Source organism: Saccharospirillum sp. (assembly GCF_039982735.1).
Classification (GTDB): domain Bacteria; phylum Pseudomonadota; class Gammaproteobacteria; order Pseudomonadales; family Natronospirillaceae; genus Saccharospirillum.
Window position 1 is genome coordinate 120,571 of sequence record NZ_JBDWXV010000020.1, and the last position, 18,714, is coordinate 139,284.

Consider the following 18,714-nt stretch of genomic DNA (forward strand, 5'->3'; position numbering starts at 1 on the left):
TAACCAGTATGATCAGCGTAAGCTGGTGTGGACACAGGAGGTGTCCGGTATCCGATCGCGCCGGATACCAACGCAACCTGCCAGGTTGTGCCCAATATTACGGACAATGGGATGATGAAAGAGGGGCGGCGTAAGCCATCCTATACTAGGAATCAGGAACCACCTGATCGAATGACAACACTGGAGTCAACCATAATGAAAAAAACGTTAATTGCTGTTGCGGGTATGCTCGCAATGACCTCTGCCGTATCGGCCGAAAGCTGGGACACCATTCGTGTGGGCGTGGACGCACCTTACCCACCGTTTGAATACCGCGCCCCCGATGGCGAACTGACCGGTTTCGAAATTGAACTGGGCAATGAAGTGTGCCAGATCGTATCCGGCAACGACTGTGAGTGGGTTGTTCAGGCATGGGACGGTATTATCCCGGGTCTGCTGGCTCGCAAATACGACATGATTTTCTCATCCATGTCGATCAACGAAGAGCGCCAGAAGCGCGTTCTGTTTTCAGACCCTTACTACACAACTCCCTCTGCGTTTTTTGCACCGGATGGCAACGGCTTTAACCCCGACAGCAGCGACGGCAAGCGCGTTGGTGTTCAGCGGGCTACCATTCAGGACACCTATGTCACTGAATTCCTGACCGGTGCTGAAGTGGTTCGTTACACCACAGCTGACGACATGATTGTCGACCTGCAAGGCGGCCGTCTGGACGCCATGTTCATCGATGCCCCGGTTGGCATCGAAATGCTGGAAGGCAACGATGAAGTATCCCAGGTTGGCGAATTCATCAAGGAGCCGACACGCATCTTTGGTGAAGGCGTAGGCGCTGCATTCCGCAAGCGCGATACCGCTCTGGAAGAGCAAGTCAGTGCTGCACTTGAGCAACTGAAGAACGATGGTACCTACGACACCATCATGCAGAAGTATTTTGACATCGACATCAAACTGTAACGAACCCGTCTGACAAGACGTTTTCATTTTGTGTTTGTGCGAAGGGCCGGTGTCAGCCGGCCCTTCATGTGTTGCTCGGCCTGCTTCACAGGGTGTCAGTCCGTTAACAGGATTGAATGATGCTGTTGCGTAGGCAGACCAAGCAACTCAGTAAAACAACAACCAACGAAGAGTAACGCCTGTGTTTGATTTCGAAGGCTATGGCCCTTCCATATTTGGTGGCGCCATCATTACGTTGGAGCTGGCTGTCTTCTCGCTGGTTCTGGCCGTGTTTCTCGGTTTGATGGGTGCCTGGGGCAAAATGTCCCGCAACCGGCTGGCGAAAGGAGTCGCAACCTTTTATACCACGCTGATTCGTGGCGTACCCGACCTCGTCTGGATGATGTTGCTGTTCTTCGGCGGCCAGATAGCCCTGAACACCATACTTGATTATCTGAATTACGATCTGGGGTTTGACTTGCCATACCCCCAGTTCAATGAATTTGCGGCGGGCGTACTGACCATTGGCTTTATTTTTGGTGCCTATATGTCCGAGACGTTTCGCGGTGCCTTTATGGCGGTTGAAAATGGCCAGATTGAAGCGGGCAAAGCTTACGGCATGAGCGGCTGGAAAGTATTTTCCCGCATCATGTTTCCACAGATGATGCGCCATGCGATCCCCGGCATTGCCAACAACTGGCAGGTGCTGCTCAAAACCACCGCCCTGGTGAGTGTGATCGGTTTGGCTGACATGGTAAGGCTGGCCAGCGAAGCCGCAAAATCGACCGGTTCACCTTTCAAGTTCTTCATACCGGTTGCCATTGTTTACCTAACCATCGCCGCCTTGTCCGACATTATTTTCAAGATGCTCAACAACAAGTACAGCGCTGGCGTTGTTAAGGGAGGCAACTGATCATGGATGCACTCATTGCCTTGCTCGAAAGCAACGATATTTTCACACCGAACACCCTGATGCAGTATTGGGGTGGCTTGGTGACGACAGTCCAGCTGGTTTTCCTGTCACTCATTATTGGTCTGGTCATCGCCGTGCCGCTGGCCATTATGCGGGCGTCCGATAACCCCTGGATCAGCCGTCCGGTTTGGGTCTATACCTATGTATTTCGCGGTACACCCCTACTGGTACAGCTGTACATGATCTACTACGGGGTCACGCTGATCGACGGTATTCAGGATACTTTCTGGTGGGAAATCTTCCGGGGTGCTTTCTACCCGGCGCTGATTGCCTTTGTACTGAACACAGCGGCTTACACCACCGAGATATTTCGCGGCGCCATTGAAGCGACACCGCGGGGTGAAATTGAAGCCGCCAAGGCTTATGGCATGAGCTGGGCCAAAAGAATGCGCCGCATTGTACTGCCCAGTGCCTTTCGCCGTGCTATTCCGGCATACAGCAACGAAGTCATTTTCATGCTGCACGCCAGTGCCATTGCATCGGTTGTTACCATTATCGATTTGCTGGGCGCTGCTCGTAATATTTACGCGCAATACTATGCGCCATTTCCAGCCTTTATCTTTGTCGCCTGCATCTACCTGATACTGACCTTCGGTATTCTGGGTGTGTTCAAGCAACTGGAGAAACGTTTGCTGGGGCATTTGCGCCCACGCTGACGGTTATAGAACGTGCCGTCTGAAATCTGAATCCAGGCCGCCCTATGCGGCCTTTTTTGCAATTGAGCGGAGGCAACCATTTCATGTTCGGGGCTCATTCCGATTTTCTGCAACACACACTGGCAACGGCCGACGACACCGTCAGCCCCGAATTTTCGATATTGTCCGCGGGTACCGAAGTTACCCTGTTGGACTGTGGCGTGTTGCGGGTTGAACCGAACACCGCCTGCGATACCTCGGTCGTAATCTCCTGTGCCGTGCACGGCAACGAAACCGCCCCGATCGAGCTGGTGCGTGACATCGTGCGTGACGTTCTGGAAGAAGAGCAAAAAGCCGGGCAACGGGTGCTGTTCATTATGGGCAACCCCTGGTCAATGAACATTGCCCGGCGCTTTGTTGAGGTCAACATGAACCGTCTCTTCGCCGGTGACTGGCAGCAGTACGACACCACATTGAAAGAAGTAAAACGTGCCGCCAAACTGGAGGCCTACGTTGCCAATTTTTTTGCGGAAGAGCCGGTAACCGTCACCAAACGATTCCACTACGATCTGCACACCGCCATTCGGGGCAGCAAGCGCGAACGTTTCGGTATTTACCCTTTTGTTGAAGGGCGTGAGCTGCCTGCCAGCCAAAAAGCGTTTCTGGCGCGGTCTGACATAGATACCGTTCTGCTGCAGCAGAAAGAAGCCAACACCTTCTCTTCTTTTTCATCGCTGCGTTACGGCGCCGAGAGTTTCACGCTGGAACTGGGGTCGGTTAAACCTTTTGGCGAAAACGACCTTAGCCGCTACAGCGGCATCGACTATGCATTGCGTGAACTGGTTGCCGGCGAACCTCTGCCAGCCGAGCCCAAGCGACCGGTCACCGAATTCGAAGTGTGCCATTCCATAGACGTTACCAGCGACACCTGGGAGTTCTTCATCCCGGACGATGCCCTCAACTTTACCGACTACGCCCCCGGCACCCTGATCTGGCGCGACGGCGACCAGGAATACCGGGTGGGCAACGAACCCGAATACATCGTCTTCCCCAACCCCAAAGTACCAGTAGGCCAGCGTGCAGGGTTAATGCTTAAAGCCCGATCATCCAGTAAGGCACCAAAGGCGGAACGATAAAGGCAGTCACAACCCCGGTCAGGCTCATGGAAAGTCCCGCAAAAGCACCACAAGTTGCGGACTTTTCAAACGCCTGGGCGGTACCGAAACCGTGAGCCGTTAACCCCAGTACATAACCATACAGCGCATGGTCATCCAGGCGGCACAGACGCATGAGCGTGGGCAGCATCAAGGTTCCGACAGCCCCCGTCAGTAATACCAGGCCTGCGGCGAGTGAACTGCTGCCGCCCAGGTTCGCCACCATGCCAATCGCGATGGGCGTGGTAATCGATTTGCCGCTCATGCTCAGCGACAGCACATCATCGCCGGTAATCAGGTCTGAGAGGATTACCGCGCTGCCGGCGGCTACCAGAGCACCGGTGAAACAGGCGACCAGCAGGGGCATGGCCATTTTGCGGATCAGCGCCATGTTCTCGTGCAGTGGTACTGCCAGGGCCACGGTAGCAGGGCCGAGCAGGAAGTGGATCATCTGCGTGTCGCGCTGATACTGCGGGTAATCCCAGCCGAGCAGGGTAATCAACCCCATGATGGAGAAAATGCTGACGATCACCGGGTGCACCAGAGCCGACCGACCGGCCCGACGGTACAGTTGCTCCGCCAACAGGTAGATACCCAGTGTCATGCTGATGGCCAGCAACAGATCAATGGAGACACTCATGTGTTTTTAACCCGAAACAGACGAAAGATGCCGACCATGGCCAGGGCCGAGAGGGCGGTGCTGGCGGCGATGATCAGCAGCATCCAGTGACCGTTGGTCATCAGCCGGTCCCAGTGTTCAATCAGGCCCACGCCAGCAGGTACAAACAGCAGGGTCAGGTAGCGGATCAGCATTTTGCTGGCTTCGGCCACCGGTTTGGGCACCTTGCGGATGATGGTCAGGGTGACCCACAGCAGCACCAGCCCGACCACGTTGCCCGGAATTGGCCAGCCGATCCACTGCGACACTGCCTCGCCCGCGAGCCAATAGGCCAGTAATACCAGAAAACCCAGAACCATCGTCTTACCCTTTAAACAGTCGACCCGGGTGCAGTGTGCCTGAAACCCGGTACCGGATCAGCGCAAATGCCGCAACTGATTGATTCACAGAATGAATTCCTCTCATCAAGCGCTTGCGCCCGCCGGGGGGAAGGGCGGTATAATGCGCGCCATGAGCAAATCCAAGAAAAGCACCGTCCACACAGGCGGTACCATCGCCCAGAATAAACGAGCCCGCCACGAATATCATATCGAAGAAAAGTATGAGGCCGGGTTGGTTCTGTTGGGCTGGGAAGTCAAAAGCCTGCGCGCGGGCAAGGCGCAGCTGGTCGACAGCTACGTCATCTTCAAGGACAACGAGGCCTGGCTGATCGGTGCCCATTTTTCACCGCTGGAAGCCGCCTCAACCCACGTGATTGCCGACCCGACGCGCACTCGCAAGCTGCTGCTCAACCGCAAGGAGATCGACAAAATCTCCCGCCAGTCCGAGCAGGATGGCTATACCGCTGTCTGTTTGTCCCTGTTTTGGAAGAAAAACAAGGTCAAAGCCGACATTGCCCTGGTAAAAGGCAAGAAACTGCACGACAAGCGGGCCACCATCAAAGAACGCGAGTGGGGCCGCCAGAAACAGCGGGTGCTGAAGGCGTATAATACCTGACGCCTTCGTGTTAAACTGCTCGGCCGTTGAAAGGGGCTTGAACTGTAATGGTTTGGCACCATTTAATGGGTTGTACAGAAAGTAGTATTAAGCGTTTTAGAAGAACAGGAAGAACCACCAGAGTTTGGTCATCACGGATGAATGACACACCAGTTTCGGGGGCGACATGGCTTCGACGCGGGTTACAAAGCTCAAGGTGCATGCCGAGATGGTAGCCAATCTCGTAAAACCAAAGCTGCAAACTCATAGTTGCAAACGATGACAACTACGAAGGTTACGCGCTAGCCGCATAATCCTTCAAACTGGACCCATTAACCGGTCCGGCGGTCACTGTCCTGTGCCTGAACGGGGCTGCTGACTGTCAATAATTCAGGATCGCAGTGTAAGGTTGTCTGGGCCGGAGCTGCTAAAACCTAATTCCAGGCTCCCCGAGTCGCACCTGTCCTTCGGTAACGGCAAGGGTAAATTAAAGAAGTGACTAAGCATGTAGGACCGAGAGTAGAGGGCTTGCGGACGCGGGTTCGATTCCCGCCGCCTCCACCAATACCGGGGCTGGTAATAACCAGCCCCAACCCCTTCAAACCCGGCTAGAATGCGGGTTCCAGACCAGAGCGCAGTTTTGCCAATTGGTCTCGGAAAGTCTCCAAAGGTCTCCAGAATGGCACAATTTGGGCACAAGCCTGATTGGTGTCACGTCCATCAAGCTGATGGCGGTCTTCTTTGCCCGGCTCGTGACGAGGCGTCTGAAACAGGCCGATACCCCCACCGAAGTACTCCAACAAGCCACACGGCTTGCAGATTATCTAAACCTTACCGCACCCACCCCCAACCAGGGACGTACGGCCGTCGGCTGCGCATCACGCCTGTCCGAGTCAGCCTGGTGGCGTCGACACTTAGAACGACACTATCGGCAAGCCATCGACAATAGCCACCGGGCGCTAGGTCAGGTAAGGCATGGAACGAGCCCCTACCTGGCCAAACCCATTTTTAACGAGTACCTCCACGCCCAGGAATTGAGCCAAGCCTATTTGGCGCGCACTTTCATCGAGAGTGAGGATGGTGAACGTCTGTCATTGGCAGAAGTCAGTGAACACACGGTGTCTAACCCGGCGGTTCGGCGGGCGGAACTGATGACCCGTGTCCGCGGCATGGAAGAGTATGCCCAGGCCCATGATTGTGCCGGTTTATTCATCACGCTTACGTTGCCGTCTGAATTTCATGCCTCCCTAAAGAAAGGCTTTGTGAATCCCCGACACGATGGCAGCGACCCCAGGGCCGGAAACGATCACCTGGGCAAGCTGTGGTCGCTGATTCGGGCCAAAGTCCATCGCAATGACATCACTCCATTTGGTCTACGTGTGGTTGAACCACACCACGATGGCACCCCCCACTGGCACTTGATGTTGTTTACGCCAAAAGGGTCAGAACAGTCACTGGTGAGCATCTTCCGCGAGTACGTGCTCAAGGACTCAGAACGGCCGGATCTGCTAAAGCGTCGCCTTAAGATTGTCCATATCGACCCCGCCCGGGGTAGTGCCGCTGGGTACGTGGCCAAATACGTCTCAAAGAACATCGACGGCGCCAATTTAAAAACCGATCAAGCCGGTCGCCCCCTCCTTGATACACCAACCCGCATACGCGCCTGGGCCAGTACTTGGCGTATTCGTCAGTTTCAAACGATTGGCGGCCCGCCTGTGGGTGTCTGGCGAGAGCTGAGGCGTCTTCGGGAAGGTCGGGGTTATGCCATGGGTGCCGCCTATGAAGCGGCTGACACCGGTGACTGGTTTGGCTTCATGGAGGCCATGCAGCACAAGCAACTATGTGGTGAAGGCCGTGGTGTTGAGTTGATGCGAGCGCATACGGAAACCGTCAACCGGGTAACGGGTGAAGTGGTGACTTCTTATACGAACCGTTTTGGCGAGCCCCTGCGCGGGAAAGTCATTGGCGTATGCAGTGGCATCTTGCGACTTCCGACGCGGACACGGCATTGGTTGGGTCAACAATTCGAACCGCTGAAAGTGATAGGGCTTGCCGGCGTAGCCGGCAACCCTGTCACTTTCAGCGGTAACTTGGACTTGTGTAAATAACTGTACGGGGCAGCCAGTATGGCGCAGATCATAGAATTACCCATAGACGGTTTCTCTCTTAAAGAGGCTGTGACTTACCTGAATTTTCCAGTTGCTGATAAAGCAAAGACTGCGACTCAACGTTACAAAATCTCAGAGCTGGGAATCATCGTGGGTGTATTGACGATGAACGATGAAGTGGAACTCATCATCAAAATAGCAGACGGAGTAGAGCAGCTAACCCGGTCTGAGTTCACGGCTAGATTTGAGGTCGTCAATGATTGAGCCAATTGCCGATTGGGAAGACACCTTTACTCCCCTGGAGCTGTTTTTGGCAGGGGGAGCACAGTTTCCTTTCTGGATCGCCTCTTGGGCATACGCTGAATATCACGGCCCTTCGAAAGTCCGTGTAACGGGGTGGCTCTTTATTGAAAAAGACTCTAAAGGCAGATGGATTCAGCGTTCAAGTAAACAGAATCTGATGGAAACTTCTGCATTTGCCTGCGAGAGAGAAGATCAGCCCGATACGGTCTTGGCGATTCACGACATTACAACCAAAGGGTGGCTGTCACCCACTCACCAAGGAATTAATGAGATGGCGAAAAAACTGAGAGACGGAAAAACACCAGAGGAATTGATGAACCTTCACGGTGATAGATTGGTATCGCTCCAGTGTTTGACCAGCAACTGGTTACTAGAAACACCGGTATTTGAAATTACCGGGATTTCCTATCGATCACCAGATCAAGGCCAGGGAGTTCGCATGATGGATCTCATTGAGCAAGAGCGGGCTGGGAAGCTGGATATGGGGCAACAGTTCAAACCTTTCCTTAAAGGCCGGGTATACGACAAAAATGGAAAGTTGGCGTTTGAGGAGCAATTGCTCGACATGCAGTCAGCTCCCGTATGGCAAGTTGACTCACTGCACGACTAACCGTGCTCGCTCTTTAACAACCAGCTTAAGACAAAGCGTACTGCCCTGATAACGTCATATGATCAAATGTGAATATATGCTCAGGGCTGTATCGGCATGCACCAACAAACCGGCCTTTCATTCCGTGGCGCTTTGTACCTGGTTCGACGTATACCGTTCCCTCGCATATAGGGCATACCGCGGTATAGGATTTTATTCGGATAACGCTTTTTGCCTTGGAGCTGCTTTTAGAAAAGCTATTCGGTTCTACCACCAGATAGGATCTATCTATGAATTGGGGCGTAAGCCAGAACGGCGATTCAACGATCCCCTGATCACTGGCCTGGATGAATGGCCAAATAGCACTCAACACTATGGCAAAGACCGCTACCCCAGTGACTATCACCGCAGCCGCCAATTGCGGCATATCAAGAGCGACCGCAACTGAAGTCATAATCACAGTCAAAAAGATGATCACGAAAGGGGCTAAACCAAATGACCACCTCACTGTGCTAGTCATTGCCAGCTCACCGAGTAGCTTTGATAGGCCGCGCATCTTAGGCATTGAGAACAGTTCGTATCTAATATTTGTCGTTTCGAGGGTTCCATCAGTTATCAGAGGTGTTGGTACCGGATCTAGCGGTTCAGTGTCCAGACAGAGGTACTTTCGTTTGTCCTGTTTGCTCGACTTGATCCTCAACCGCTGTCGCTTATCTGCTTTGATTAAGGAGCTATCTAGGGAAGGCCGGAGATCCTCTAGGATTTCTGTCAACCTCTTAAGGTGCCGGTTTACGAACCTCCTGGCGTCTTCGGTGCTGTCAGTTTGCTTTATTCGATCTGCAACGTCCTTGACCGTGAATATGATTTTCTCTTCTGGGACACCTTGTTCAATCATTGATCGGGTCATTTCGATTAGGGCCCGCAAAACCTCGATCGGTCTTGATTCTGGGTCCAAGTCTTCAATGTTTTCCAGTGTGCTAAGGGTCGCTTCTGCTACAGACAGAGCTTCAACAGTGGCTGACTTATCCATTCCTCATTTCCTTGAAACCCGCATGGTTACTGATATGTGACCGGTATATTACCGGTACTTACCGGTCTAAACCGGCTCAGACCAGTGGAGACTATAACCGAACCCACACAGGAGCAACATATGGGACGGTTTGTCACGGTTAAACGCTACGCAGAGCTTTCAGGGTACTCAGAAGAGGCCATACGGCAAAAGATCAAAAAGGGAGTGTGGAGGCTGACTCAACACGTTCGCAAGGCACCAGATGGTCGTTTAATGATCAATGTAGAGGAGATTGAAAAGTGGATCGAAAGCTACCCAGAGGCGTAACAGTGCGAGGCAACAGCCTGCAACTGAGCTTTTCTTACCAGGAAGAGCGGTTCAGAGAGTCACTGCGAATGCCTGATACTAAGCCTAATATTAAGGCTGCTGAGCTGAAGCTAGCCGCCATTCAGCACGATATTGCTATGGGGAAGTTTGACTATGGTCGTCACTTTCCGAGAAGCAAGCATGCAATGCGACTGAGCCAAAGCTTGCAGCAATCAATTACAGTTGATCAAATATTAAACGAATGGTTGAAGAGAGTGAAAGACAGGACGGCATATAGTACTTTGAGAGACTATGCTTCTGCCGTCACCTTTCACTTGATCCCTCAGTTTGGAACACTGAAAATAGGTGAGCTAAAAGCGATCAAAGTTGAAGAGTGGCTCAGTAGCCTTGAAATATCAGGGAAACGAAAGAGAAACATACTGATTCCTCTGCGCCAAGCATATGAAGACGCCATTTTCGACGGTCTCATTGAGCAGAATCCTATGATTCGTGTGAGAAATCCAAAACATGACCGTTCAGAACCAAGCCCATTCAACCAGGTAGAAGTAGATAAGATTTTGTCGGTACTAACAGGTGTTGAGCGTAATCTCATTTGTTTTGCATTCGAGACCGGTTTACGTACTTCAGAGCTAATAGCCTTAATGTGGGACGATGTAGACTTGGATAATAGGCAGATTCATATTCGTAGGGCATGCGTTAGGGGGCGCATTAAAGACACTAAGTCGAGTTCAGGTTGGAGATCAGTACCGCTATCGAGTACCGCAATAGAGGTTCTACTAAGTCAACAAGAACAGAGCTCAAATGAGGATTGTTTTGTATTTTACGACCCGAAGTATATGAAGAGGTGGGACAGCGACCAGATAATTCGAAAAAGAGTTTGGAAAAAGGCTATCAAGGCGTCAGGTGTTGCATATAGAAACCCATACCAGACTAGACATACTTATGCCTCCACTCTGTTGTCAAAAGGGGAAAACCCGCTTAAGGTGGCTTATCAGATGGGGCATAAAGACTGGGGAATGATTAGGAGTGTATATGGACGCTGGATCAGATGAAGCTATTGAATTGCTTGGTGACTACTTTCACTACACGAATATGTCTGGGCTAATCGGAATACTGCAAAGCAAAGAAATCTGGCTGACAGATATCAGGTTCCTAAATGATGCAATGGAATTTCATTATTATATTGAAATACTAATGGACTGTTTCAAAGATAGGTCAGGCGATCTAGACAATAGACTACGTGAAGAGTGTGAGTCGTCTTTGTATTCCATTGAAAACATACAAAATGATCTTAGGATTTACGTTGCTTCATTCTCAGAAAATGGTGACTCACTTCCCCAGTGGAGAGGGTATGGTTCTGAAGGAGGCTTCAATATTGGGTTCCATGCTGACGAGCTGCAGTCCACAATGAGCGATAGTGTCGTGCATTTTAAAAAGGTCAACTACAGTCTTGCTGAAGCAAAAAAAGCTGCGTCTTTAAGTATTTCGAATTTGATAAGAGCCTGTCAGGCAGGTGAAAGAGAGAGTTACTTTAGTGACTTTATATCTGAAGTATTTAGAGATGCTTGTTTGTTTAAGGATCCCTCTTTTGCTTCAGAGCAAGAGTGGAGGTTAGTTAAGTACTCCAATATCACAAATTCAGATGAACTTTACCTGAGAGAAGGAGCAGAGGCGCCTATTCCATATATTAAAGTATCATTGGTAGATGGTGGGACTGGAAATTTTATAGCCTCTAGCGTTAATACCGGTCCAAGTATGAATTTTGAAACAAATAAACAGGTGTTCGGGCTGTTTAAAAAGAGGTACACGTATTATAGTTTTAAACTTGGTTGTTCAAAGATCCCATTCAGGTCAACCTGATTGGCGATTGACGCATTTCTGGTACACTCATTGGTAACCTATTGATTTGGTGATAAAAATGCAAGGTTCGATTCCCGCCGCCTCCACCACATCCAAAAGGCCACCCAAGAGGGTGGCTTTTTTTTTGGATGTGGTGGAGGCGGCGGGAATTGCTCGCTAACAGCGTCGGGTTCGACCATTCGCCAGGAGCGAATGGGCCCGCCGAAGGCGCCCGAAGGGTCGGGGCCATGGATGGCCCCGAGGCATTCCCGCCGCCGTGCCCAGCCAATAATCCAAACTCACACCCAAAAGGGTGGCTTTTTTTTTGGAGTTGGTGGCGGCGGGAATAGTTCGCTAAGGCGCCGGGTTCGACAAATCGGCAGGAAAGCCGATTTGGACGCCCGAAGGGCGCCCCGTAGGGGTGAGGCCCATGGATGGGCCGAATCATTCCCGCCGCCGTGCCCTGCCAAGAATCTAAACTCACACCCCAAGGCGTGGCTTTTTTGGATGTGGTGGCGGGAACCGTTCACTAAAGCGCCGGATTCAACCTCGGATGCGTCTCCTCCCCAAACACCCAAACCAGAGTACCTGAGACCATCATCGCAATGAATACAAACCAGAAACCAGCGGTGACTGCTCCGGCCCAATGCGCTGCCAGTCCCAAACCAAGCGCGCCAATTCCATAGCCCAGATCCCGCCAAAACCGGTAAATGCCAATGGCCGAACCGCGCCAGTTGGGGTGTGAGATGTCTGCTACGGCGGCACTTAACGTGGGGTAGAGCATAGCCATGCCGAACCCTGAGATGGCAGCCGACAGAGACCACCACCAGACACCGTTGCCCAACACCGTCATGCCGACACCCAAACCACAGAGCCACATACCCCAGACAATCAGTTTCTTACGGCCAACATGGTCAGACCACTTGCCGGTGAGGAACTGGGAGCCTCCCCAGACGAATCCGTAGATCCCGACGATCCAGCCAATGCTGGCCAGACTCACGCCTCGATCGAACAGGAACACCGGATAGAATACCCATACCAGTGCATCAACGAATTTTTCCACCAAGCCGGCCTGGCTGAAGGCAAACAGCCGTTTGTCGCGCCAGGAAACCAGGGTAAAGACTTCCCATGTACTGGGGTTGTCGGAAATCTCTGTGGAGAGCCGGGCTTGCGGACCCGTCGCCTTACCGGTCGCGTGACGCGCGCTCTCTGCATGTGCCCAGTCGAGCGTTTCCCGAACGGCCAGAATGGCCAGCATCAATGCAACCAGAATGACGGCGACACCGAACATCAGAAGGCCCAGTCGCGGGCCGTACCAGCTTGCTAGATAACCGGTCACAATGCCGGCGACGGCGACGCCAACATAACCAGCAAATTCATTGAGTCCCATGGTCAGGCCACGTTCATTGGCCCGGGTCAGATCCATTTTCGAGGTTTGTGTCATCGACCAGGCCAGCCCCTGATTGATGCCAAGTAAAATAGTGGCGATGACAACCCAGTTCCAGCTGGGTGCCCACCAAATCAGAAAGGGAATGGGCAGAGCGGCCAGCCAACCTAAAATAAGCACCTTTTTGCGCCCAATGCGTTCCGATAAACGCCCCGCCACGAAATTCAGCGTACCTTTCACAAACCCGAAGGCGACGACAAAGGATGTCAGCATCAGGAACGAGCCCTGGGCGAGCCCGAATTCCGTTTCCGCCAAGGCCGGTACTACAGTTCGCAGCATGCCGATGGTCAGGCCGACAAAGAGTACCTGCAGTAACTGATGAATAACCTGCGCCTGGTTGTGCCTTAAGCCCATTTCCAAAGGGGCCGGGTTACTGGAGAGCGGTCTGATTGCCAAGTGCAAACTCCGGTTGTGGGAAAATTCTTGTCATCATTCAATAAATCAATAGAATGATAGTTTCATTGTGATTGAGCTGTCAAGCGATCTGCTTGTATTACAGATTTCACCCGGAGACACGCTTATGACGTCAAAACTGGATCTGTTGGATACGCTCGCCTCGGTTGCCCGCGCACTGGGTAACGGGCACCGATTGGCATTGGTGGAGCGTCTGGCTCAAACCGAAGCCTCGGTAGACACCCTCGCGGAAACGACCGGACTCACGGTTGGCAACGCCTCCCAGCATTTGCAGCAGTTGCGCAAGGGAGGGCTAGTCACCGCCAGGCGTGATGGCAAACAGATGTTTTATCGGCTGACGGATGAACGAGTTGTCACTCTAGTGACCTTGCTGCGCCAGGTGGCCGAAACCAATCTGGCGGAGATGGAACGACTGGTCGGTCGTTTATTTGCCGATGACGATGCACAGGGCGGGCTGGAGACGGTCGGTCGTGATGAACTGCTGTCGGCAATGGCCAGCGGTAAAATAGCGCTGCTCGATGTGCGACCCAACGTTGAATTTAAGGCAGGGCACTTGCCCGAGGCGATTAACATTCCTCTGGACCAACTGGAGGAAATGTTGACTGTGCTGCCTAAAGACAAGGAAATTGTCGCCTATTGCCGTGGGCCCTATTGCGTCATGTCACATCAGGCCGTTCAGCGACTTCATCAACTTGGTTACCGGGTGCGGCGGTTCGAAGAAGGGTATCCTGAGTGGAAGGCGGCAGGCCTCCCAATTGCCAGTTAGAGGGTTTAGCCTTGTCTGAGCTGCTGATGTCTTATGAGCCACTTTTACGTGGGGCCGTTTTCGGTACCGTGTTACTGACAATGGCTGTTTGGGAGACCCTGGCCCAGCGTCGCCACCAGAGCATTGTTCGTCGTCAGAGATGGCCCGCCAATCTGGCGATTGTGGTCCTCGACACTCTGGCGGTGCGGCTTGTGTTCCCACTGGCTGCAGTCGGTGCAGCACTGGTGGCATCGGAACAAGGGTGGGGCTTGTTCAACGTCGTCGACATACCCTTTTGGCTGGCCATCACCGCGTCAGTTCTAATTCTGGATCTGGCCATCTATTGTCAGCACCGGCTCTTTCACGCCACTTCCTGGTTGTGGCGCTTGCACCGGATGCACCATGCAGATTTGGATTTTGATGTCACGACGGGGCTTCGATTTCACCCCCTGGAAATTGTGATATCCATGGGGATCAAACTCGTGGTCGTGACGTTGCTCGGAGCGCCGGCGGCGTCCGTTGTTCTGTTCGAGGTAATCCTCAATGCAACCTCGATGTTCAACCATGGCAATGTGCGTATGCCAGACCGCCTTGATCGATGGCTTCGCCTTCTGCTGGTAACACCCGATATGCATCGAGTTCACCACTCCGTCGTCCGCCGGGAAACCGACAGCAACTTTGGCTTCAGCGTACCCTGGTGGGATCGGTTGTTTGGTACCTACATCGACCAACCGACCGGCGGGCACGATGATATGGTGATTGGGATAGAGCAGTTCAGAAATCCGAGCGATCTTCGGTTGGGTCGAATGCTTGTTCAGCCCTTTAAGGATTCTTCTGATGTAAAACGATGAACCTTGCCGCCGCTTGTTGGTTTCAATATCTCATGTCGGTTGTCAGTGATCCTTCCTTATTTCCGATACCAAAACAGGCCTGCAGGTTGAAAGGCAGGCCGGGTTAGCCTAGTGACTTGTTGGTTGAGTGTTATTACATCGCTCTTCTCAATTCACCATAATCCCCAGAAGTACGAAGTACTAGTGTTATGTCATTGTCATTACGATTGCGGAAAAACCAGCCATGATTGCCAGTGAACGCTGCTTCCAGTTCGCCCTCATCTTCTGGAACTCCGCGGCCTTTCTCGTACGAGATTGATTGGCCATTGCCGTCACCGTGAGTATCGTAGTTAATTGGACCGCCATCAGACACCCAGGAATATCGAGCTACTGCGCCTTCCTCCATGGTCAACTTAAATTCTGTGCCTTCACCGGGCGTCAGGATAACTCGAACTTCATCCTGCCATTGAGTCTGATTAGTACCGGAAGATGCGGACTCTTCTGCTCCCTGTTCGATCAACACTTCAGGCGCTTCTGCTGGTTCAGAAAGCGAGCCTGTGGGCTCTGGTACGCTCAGCTCACTGGTGGACTGTACCGTTACCAGTTGTGCAGCGGCGTCAGCGGCAGCTTCCTCTGCGAGTTGAACTTTGATCTCGCCCATCTCCGTCAAGCCAAGTATCCGGCCTGCTCCGGTGGGGTCCAGGGCGTATTCGGCAGGCATCACCACGGTTACCAGCAGCACGAGTGCTACGATCGCCGCTATTGCGGTGGAACGAACTAGCTGGGCGGAGCTGGGCAATTCGTTACGTGAGGGTAAGTCAGTGTTATACATAAAAGGTCTCCGAAATTAAGTGACAAAATAACCAGTGAGCTGATAGCCGATGAGCAGAAACCCTGCGCCCATCATGGCCACATTGGCGGTATAGGCATGACGAAAGAATCCGTCCGTTTTACGCCAGAAGCTCATGGCAATCAGAATCATGGCCAGTGCGATGAGCTGCCCGATTTCTACGCCCACGTTAAATGCGAGTAAATTCGGTATCAGCCCATCGGAAGAGATGTCGTACTCAATTATTTTCGTCGATAAGCCAAAGCCATGGAAAAACCCGAAGATGAGGGTGGCGGCTTTGGTATTGGGCTGAAAGCCGAACCAGCGTTGATACGCGCCAATGTTGTCCAGCGCTTTGTACACCACAGAGAGGCCGATGACGGCATCAATGAGGTAGCTGTTGATGCCTACATCGAAGTACACGCCTAACAGCATGGTGGTAGAATGCCCTAGCGCAAACAAGCTCACATATATCGCGATGTGTTGCATGCGATATAGGAAGAAAATCACACCCAGTAGGAACAGAAGATGGTCATACCCGGTGACCATATGCTTTGCGCCCAGATACATAAAGGCAACGAGTTTTATCCCGGTAATTTCCTGGATGTAGCCCTTGTCGCCCTCGGCAACGGCATGAGCCAGCACATCGGCACTCATTCCGAGCAAGCCGATGGTAATGAAAATATAAAATAGACGGTAACTGCAGGCAGCCGTTCGCGCACGCCAGCGACCGTGAAGCAATGTAGAGAGCATAATAACTCCAACAAGTTTGGTTAAAAAAGCTGCTAGGCAGCGAGATTCAAACAGTCAGAGAGAGTTTTGGCGGCCGTTCGAGCCGATAATGAAAGCTGTTGGGAGAGTCTCCGGCATATGGAATGGGTCGCCGGAGTGTGGTCGCAGAATCCGATAGCGGACGTACCGGAGGGTGATCAGCTGATTCGTGTGAATGATTACCTGTATCGTGATGCGGGTGATGTTTTGGTTTGTCGTCCATCGCTTCGTGATTATGTGAGTGGCTATCGTGGAGTGCCTTATGAGATTCAACGACCTCAGCGATACCATGTGAGTACGCTTCTCCGATGGTGGAAAACGACATGCCTGCCAACGCGAACAACATGACAAGAACGGGTAACCACTTTTTACGAGGGATAGCCATAATCATACGAATCAGTTTGCTGGCCCGACTATTGGTTTGATGATTTTAAAAGCATAACATCCCCACTTTGGGAATAGGAACAGTAATTGGTAAATGGATATAGGGTCCAATCGCATCCGAACATCATCAAACCCGTTCAATGTTATAGTCCCTTTTGTTTAACCGATGAATTACCCGGTTTAGAATCCGGGTCCTGAAAAACGGTGCCTGTCTTCAGTTACCAGCATGCCGTCGGTAACCGAAAATAACGCCTCTAGGAGGGCCAATGCTCCAAGTGCTGAGTCATCGTTGTTACCGCCATTTATTCTTGGCTCAGGTCATCGCTCTCGTCGGCACCGGACTGACGACGGTCGCCCTGGCGCTGCTGGCCCATGACCTGGCGGCCGGGCAAGCGGGGATCGTGCTCGGCACGGCACTCGCGATCAAGATGGTGGCCTATGTGGGCATCGCGCCACTGGTCGGGGCCTACGCCTCGCGTCTGCCTCGCCGCACTCTGCTGGTCGGGCTTGACCTGTTGCGAGCATCCGTGGTCTGCGCGCTGCCCTTCGTCACTGAGGTATGGCAGATCTATGTACTGATTTTTCTGCTCAATGCCGCCTCGGCCGGCTTCACCCCAGTCTTCCAGGCGACGATACCGGATATCTTTGAGGACGAAGGGCAATACAGCCGGGCGCTGTCAATGTCGCGGCTCGCCTATGACCTCGAGAACCTGCTCAGCCCCATAGCCGCCGCAGCACTGCTGATGGTGATGAGCTTCGATGTGCTGTTCCTGCTCAATGGCCTGGCCTTCCTGGTCTCGGCAGGCCTGGTCGTCTCGGTGGTCCTGCCGTCGCCCCTGGCCGTGCATGACGAGGCACCGAGTGTCTGGCGTAAGGTCTCTCACGGCATGAGAATTTACCTGAAAACGCCTCGTCTGCGCGGGCTGCTCGCCCTGAGCATGGTGGTGTCAGCCGCCGGGGCGATGCAGATTGTCAATACCGTGGTCTACGTTCGCACTGCCCTGGGCTTGGGCGAGCAGGCGGTCGCCATGGCATTCGCGGCGGTCGGGGGTGGGTCGATGCTGGTGGCCCTGCTGCTGCCGAAGGTGCTGGAGCGCGTGCGTGAACGCAGGATCATGCTCGCGGGCGGCGTGCTGATGACCGTGAGTCTGTTTTTCGGTCTGCTCGCTCCCGGGTTCGTCGGCCTGATAGGGCTATGGTTCCTGCTGGGCGTCGGTGCCTCAATGGTCATGACGCCCTCTGGTCGCCTGCTAAAGCAGTCCTGTCACCCCGAGGATCGTCCGGCGCTGTTCGCGGCGCAGTTCTCGCTGTCGCATGGCTGCTGGCTGGTGGCCTATCCGCTGGCCGGCTGGGTAGGGGCCGAGGTGGGGTTGAGCGAGACTTTCACCCTGCTGGGTACGATCGCGCTAGTCTCGACGGTAATCGCGGCGCGTATCTGGCCCTCCCATGACCCGAAAGTCTTCGAGCATGAACATACCCCCTTGGAGCATACCCACCTGCACTACCACGACGACCAACACCAACATGAGCATGAGGGGTGGGAAGGGCCAGAACCACATCACCATCCCCACTATCATCCGGGAGGCCGGCATCGGCACATCTTTGTGATCGACGGCCATCACATGAGTTGGCCATCGTGACATGACAAAGTTGGACAAGAAACGGTTCTTCCACATTTGTGACTGCACCAACCGGCGTTAAGGTGAGTAGGCGCTAGCTCGCTGGATCGGCGACAATCAGCATGGGCAGAAGTAGGCCTGGAAGGGTCTATTCATCCAGGTCAGCGGCTAGCGGAGGAGGTGCTGTGCTATTTCGAGATCAACATTCCGA

20 protein-coding genes and 1 other RNA gene are annotated in these 18,714 nt (G+C 53.0%); 15 read left to right on the top strand and 6 right to left on the bottom strand.

Features of this window, described 5'->3' with window-relative positions; genetic code table 11:
• The first annotated feature begins 195 nt into the window (after positions 1 to 195).
• From ABJT94_RS17675 to astE, 4 genes are all read left to right on the top strand, one after another.
• Complete coding sequence (locus ABJT94_RS17675; RefSeq protein ID WP_348477345.1) at positions 196 to 954, top strand: transporter substrate-binding domain-containing protein; 759 nt, start codon at positions 196 to 198, stop codon at positions 952 to 954.
• A 181-nt stretch (positions 955 to 1,135) separates the two neighbouring features.
• Entirely contained in the window at positions 1,136 to 1,846 is a 711-nt protein-coding gene (locus ABJT94_RS17680) for an ABC transporter permease (protein ID WP_348477344.1), read from the top strand.
• Between the two features lie 2 nt (positions 1,847 to 1,848).
• Positions 1,849 to 2,562: an ABC transporter permease gene (locus tag ABJT94_RS17685; RefSeq protein WP_348477343.1), complete on the top strand. Its 714-nt coding sequence runs from the start codon at positions 1,849 to 1,851 to the stop codon at positions 2,560 to 2,562.
• An 83-nt stretch (positions 2,563 to 2,645) separates the two neighbouring features.
• The gene (gene astE / locus ABJT94_RS17690) at positions 2,646 to 3,677 is read left to right on the top strand and encodes a succinylglutamate desuccinylase (RefSeq protein WP_348477342.1); all 1,032 of its coding nucleotides are present in this window, start codon (positions 2,646 to 2,648) and stop codon (positions 3,675 to 3,677) included.
• On the opposite strand, the gene ABJT94_RS17695 is transcribed toward astE, so the two are convergent.
• Positions 3,634 to 4,335 carry an LrgB family protein gene (locus tag ABJT94_RS17695; protein ID WP_348477341.1) on the bottom strand — a complete coding sequence of 234 codons (702 nt, stop codon included), beginning with the start codon at positions 4,333 to 4,335 and terminating at the stop codon, positions 3,634 to 3,636. The genes astE and ABJT94_RS17695 overlap by 44 nt on opposite strands.
• Positions 4,332 to 4,673, bottom strand: a complete 342-nt coding sequence (locus ABJT94_RS17700; RefSeq protein ID WP_348477340.1) for a CidA/LrgA family protein — start codon at positions 4,671 to 4,673, stop codon at positions 4,332 to 4,334. Before ABJT94_RS17700 ends, ABJT94_RS17695 begins: the two co-directional genes overlap by 4 nt.
• A 151-nt stretch (positions 4,674 to 4,824) precedes the next feature.
• Between ABJT94_RS17700 and smpB the strand changes: the two genes are divergently transcribed.
• The 5 genes from smpB to ABJT94_RS17725 all read left to right on the top strand — a co-directional run bounded on the left by smpB (position 4,825) and on the right by ABJT94_RS17725 (position 8,310).
• Positions 4,825 to 5,310, top strand: a complete 486-nt coding sequence (smpB, locus tag ABJT94_RS17705) for an SsrA-binding protein SmpB (protein WP_127557919.1) — start codon at positions 4,825 to 4,827, stop codon at positions 5,308 to 5,310.
• Positions 5,311 to 5,467: 157 nt separating this feature from the next.
• Positions 5,468 to 5,853, top strand: a transfer-messenger RNA (tmRNA) gene (gene ssrA / locus ABJT94_RS17710).
• A 125-nt stretch (positions 5,854 to 5,978) separates the two neighbouring features.
• Positions 5,979 to 7,397, top strand: coding sequence for a replication endonuclease (locus ABJT94_RS17715; RefSeq protein WP_348477339.1), 1,419 nt, complete (start codon positions 5,979 to 5,981; stop codon positions 7,395 to 7,397).
• Between the two features lie 18 nt (positions 7,398 to 7,415).
• A complete protein-coding gene (locus ABJT94_RS17720; RefSeq protein ID WP_348477338.1) occupies positions 7,416 to 7,661 on the top strand; it encodes a hypothetical protein in 246 nt (81 codons plus the stop codon).
• Positions 7,654 to 8,310 carry a hypothetical protein gene (locus ABJT94_RS17725; protein ID WP_348477336.1) on the top strand — a complete coding sequence of 219 codons (657 nt, stop codon included), beginning with the start codon at positions 7,654 to 7,656 and terminating at the stop codon, positions 8,308 to 8,310. The genes ABJT94_RS17720 and ABJT94_RS17725 overlap by 8 nt, the downstream gene beginning before the upstream one ends.
• Before the next feature lie 25 nt (positions 8,311 to 8,335).
• Here ABJT94_RS17725 and ABJT94_RS17730 read toward each other — a convergent pair whose 3' ends face one another.
• Positions 8,336 to 9,319, bottom strand: coding sequence for a hypothetical protein (locus ABJT94_RS17730; RefSeq protein ID WP_348477335.1), 984 nt, complete (start codon positions 9,317 to 9,319; stop codon positions 8,336 to 8,338).
• Positions 9,320 to 9,439: 120 nt separating this feature from the next.
• Here ABJT94_RS17730 and ABJT94_RS17735 point away from each other — a divergent pair, with 120 nt between their 5' ends.
• Genes ABJT94_RS17735 through ABJT94_RS17745 form a run of 3 tightly spaced genes read left to right on the top strand, consistent with a single transcriptional unit; the run spans position 9,440 to position 11,485 of the window.
• Positions 9,440 to 9,625 (top strand): hypothetical protein, encoded by a 186-nt coding sequence (locus ABJT94_RS17735; protein ID WP_348477629.1) that lies wholly within the window; start codon positions 9,440 to 9,442, stop codon positions 9,623 to 9,625.
• A gap of 2 nt (positions 9,626 to 9,627) precedes the next feature.
• On the top strand, positions 9,628 to 10,677 hold the full coding sequence (locus ABJT94_RS17740) for a tyrosine-type recombinase/integrase (protein ID WP_348485150.1): 1,050 nt from the start codon (positions 9,628 to 9,630) through the stop codon (positions 10,675 to 10,677).
• The gene (locus ABJT94_RS17745) at positions 10,658 to 11,485 is read left to right on the top strand and encodes a DUF2971 domain-containing protein (RefSeq protein ID WP_348477276.1); all 828 of its coding nucleotides are present in this window, start codon (positions 10,658 to 10,660) and stop codon (positions 11,483 to 11,485) included. Before ABJT94_RS17740 ends, ABJT94_RS17745 begins: the two co-directional genes overlap by 20 nt.
• A 508-nt stretch (positions 11,486 to 11,993) precedes the next feature.
• Here the strand turns inward: ABJT94_RS17745 and ABJT94_RS17750 are convergent.
• A complete protein-coding gene (locus tag ABJT94_RS17750) occupies positions 11,994 to 13,307 on the bottom strand; it encodes an MFS transporter (RefSeq protein ID WP_348477277.1) in 1,314 nt (437 codons plus the stop codon).
• A gap of 124 nt (positions 13,308 to 13,431) precedes the next feature.
• Between ABJT94_RS17750 and ABJT94_RS17755 the strand changes: the two genes are divergently transcribed.
• Complete coding sequence (locus ABJT94_RS17755; protein ID WP_348477278.1) at positions 13,432 to 14,091, top strand: metalloregulator ArsR/SmtB family transcription factor; 660 nt, start codon at positions 13,432 to 13,434, stop codon at positions 14,089 to 14,091.
• Between the two features lie 80 nt (positions 14,092 to 14,171).
• The gene (locus ABJT94_RS17760; RefSeq protein ID WP_348477279.1) at positions 14,172 to 14,921 is read left to right on the top strand and encodes a sterol desaturase family protein; all 750 of its coding nucleotides are present in this window, start codon (positions 14,172 to 14,174) and stop codon (positions 14,919 to 14,921) included.
• 133 nt (positions 14,922 to 15,054) lie between these two features.
• On the opposite strand, the gene ABJT94_RS17765 is transcribed toward ABJT94_RS17760, so the two are convergent.
• A complete protein-coding gene (locus tag ABJT94_RS17765; RefSeq protein ID WP_348477281.1) occupies positions 15,055 to 15,732 on the bottom strand; it encodes a hypothetical protein in 678 nt (225 codons plus the stop codon).
• 15 nt (positions 15,733 to 15,747) lie between these two features.
• Positions 15,748 to 16,482: a HupE/UreJ family protein gene (locus ABJT94_RS17770; RefSeq protein ID WP_348477282.1), complete on the bottom strand. Its 735-nt coding sequence runs from the start codon at positions 16,480 to 16,482 to the stop codon at positions 15,748 to 15,750.
• A gap of 668 nt (positions 16,483 to 17,150) precedes the next feature.
• Here ABJT94_RS17770 and ABJT94_RS17775 point away from each other — a divergent pair.
• Entirely contained in the window at positions 17,151 to 18,524 is a 1,374-nt protein-coding gene (locus tag ABJT94_RS17775) for an MFS transporter (protein WP_348477283.1), read from the top strand.
• Positions 18,525 to 18,714: the final 190 nt, after the last annotated feature.

Coding starts and splice junctions, on each gene's coding strand:
- ABJT94_RS17675 (WP_348477345.1), top strand. CDS start 196: ATGAAAAAAACGTTAATTGCTGTTGCGGGTATGCTCGCAATGACCTCT.
- ABJT94_RS17685 (WP_348477343.1), top strand. CDS start 1,849: ATGGATGCACTCATTGCCTTGCTCGAAAGCAACGATATTTTCACACCG.
- astE (WP_348477342.1), top strand. CDS start 2,646: ATGTTCGGGGCTCATTCCGATTTTCTGCAACACACACTGGCAACGGCC.
- ABJT94_RS17695 (WP_348477341.1), bottom strand. CDS start 4,335: ATGAGTGTCTCCATTGATCTGTTGCTGGCCATCAGCATGACACTGGGT.
- ABJT94_RS17700 (WP_348477340.1), bottom strand. CDS start 4,673: ATGGTTCTGGGTTTTCTGGTATTACTGGCCTATTGGCTCGCGGGCGAG.
- smpB (WP_127557919.1), top strand. CDS start 4,825: ATGAGCAAATCCAAGAAAAGCACCGTCCACACAGGCGGTACCATCGCC.
- ABJT94_RS17720 (WP_348477338.1), top strand. CDS start 7,416: ATGGCGCAGATCATAGAATTACCCATAGACGGTTTCTCTCTTAAAGAG.
- ABJT94_RS17725 (WP_348477336.1), top strand. CDS start 7,654: ATGATTGAGCCAATTGCCGATTGGGAAGACACCTTTACTCCCCTGGAG.
- ABJT94_RS17730 (WP_348477335.1), bottom strand. CDS start 9,319: ATGGATAAGTCAGCCACTGTTGAAGCTCTGTCTGTAGCAGAAGCGACC.
- ABJT94_RS17735 (WP_348477629.1), top strand. CDS start 9,440: ATGGGACGGTTTGTCACGGTTAAACGCTACGCAGAGCTTTCAGGGTAC.
- ABJT94_RS17745 (WP_348477276.1), top strand. CDS start 10,658: ATGGACGCTGGATCAGATGAAGCTATTGAATTGCTTGGTGACTACTTT.
- ABJT94_RS17755 (WP_348477278.1), top strand. CDS start 13,432: ATGACGTCAAAACTGGATCTGTTGGATACGCTCGCCTCGGTTGCCCGC.
- ABJT94_RS17760 (WP_348477279.1), top strand. CDS start 14,172: ATGGCTGTTTGGGAGACCCTGGCCCAGCGTCGCCACCAGAGCATTGTT.
- ABJT94_RS17765 (WP_348477281.1), bottom strand. CDS start 15,732: ATGTATAACACTGACTTACCCTCACGTAACGAATTGCCCAGCTCCGCC.
- ABJT94_RS17770 (WP_348477282.1), bottom strand. CDS start 16,482: ATGCTCTCTACATTGCTTCACGGTCGCTGGCGTGCGCGAACGGCTGCC.
- ABJT94_RS17775 (WP_348477283.1), top strand. CDS start 17,151: ATGCTCCAAGTGCTGAGTCATCGTTGTTACCGCCATTTATTCTTGGCT.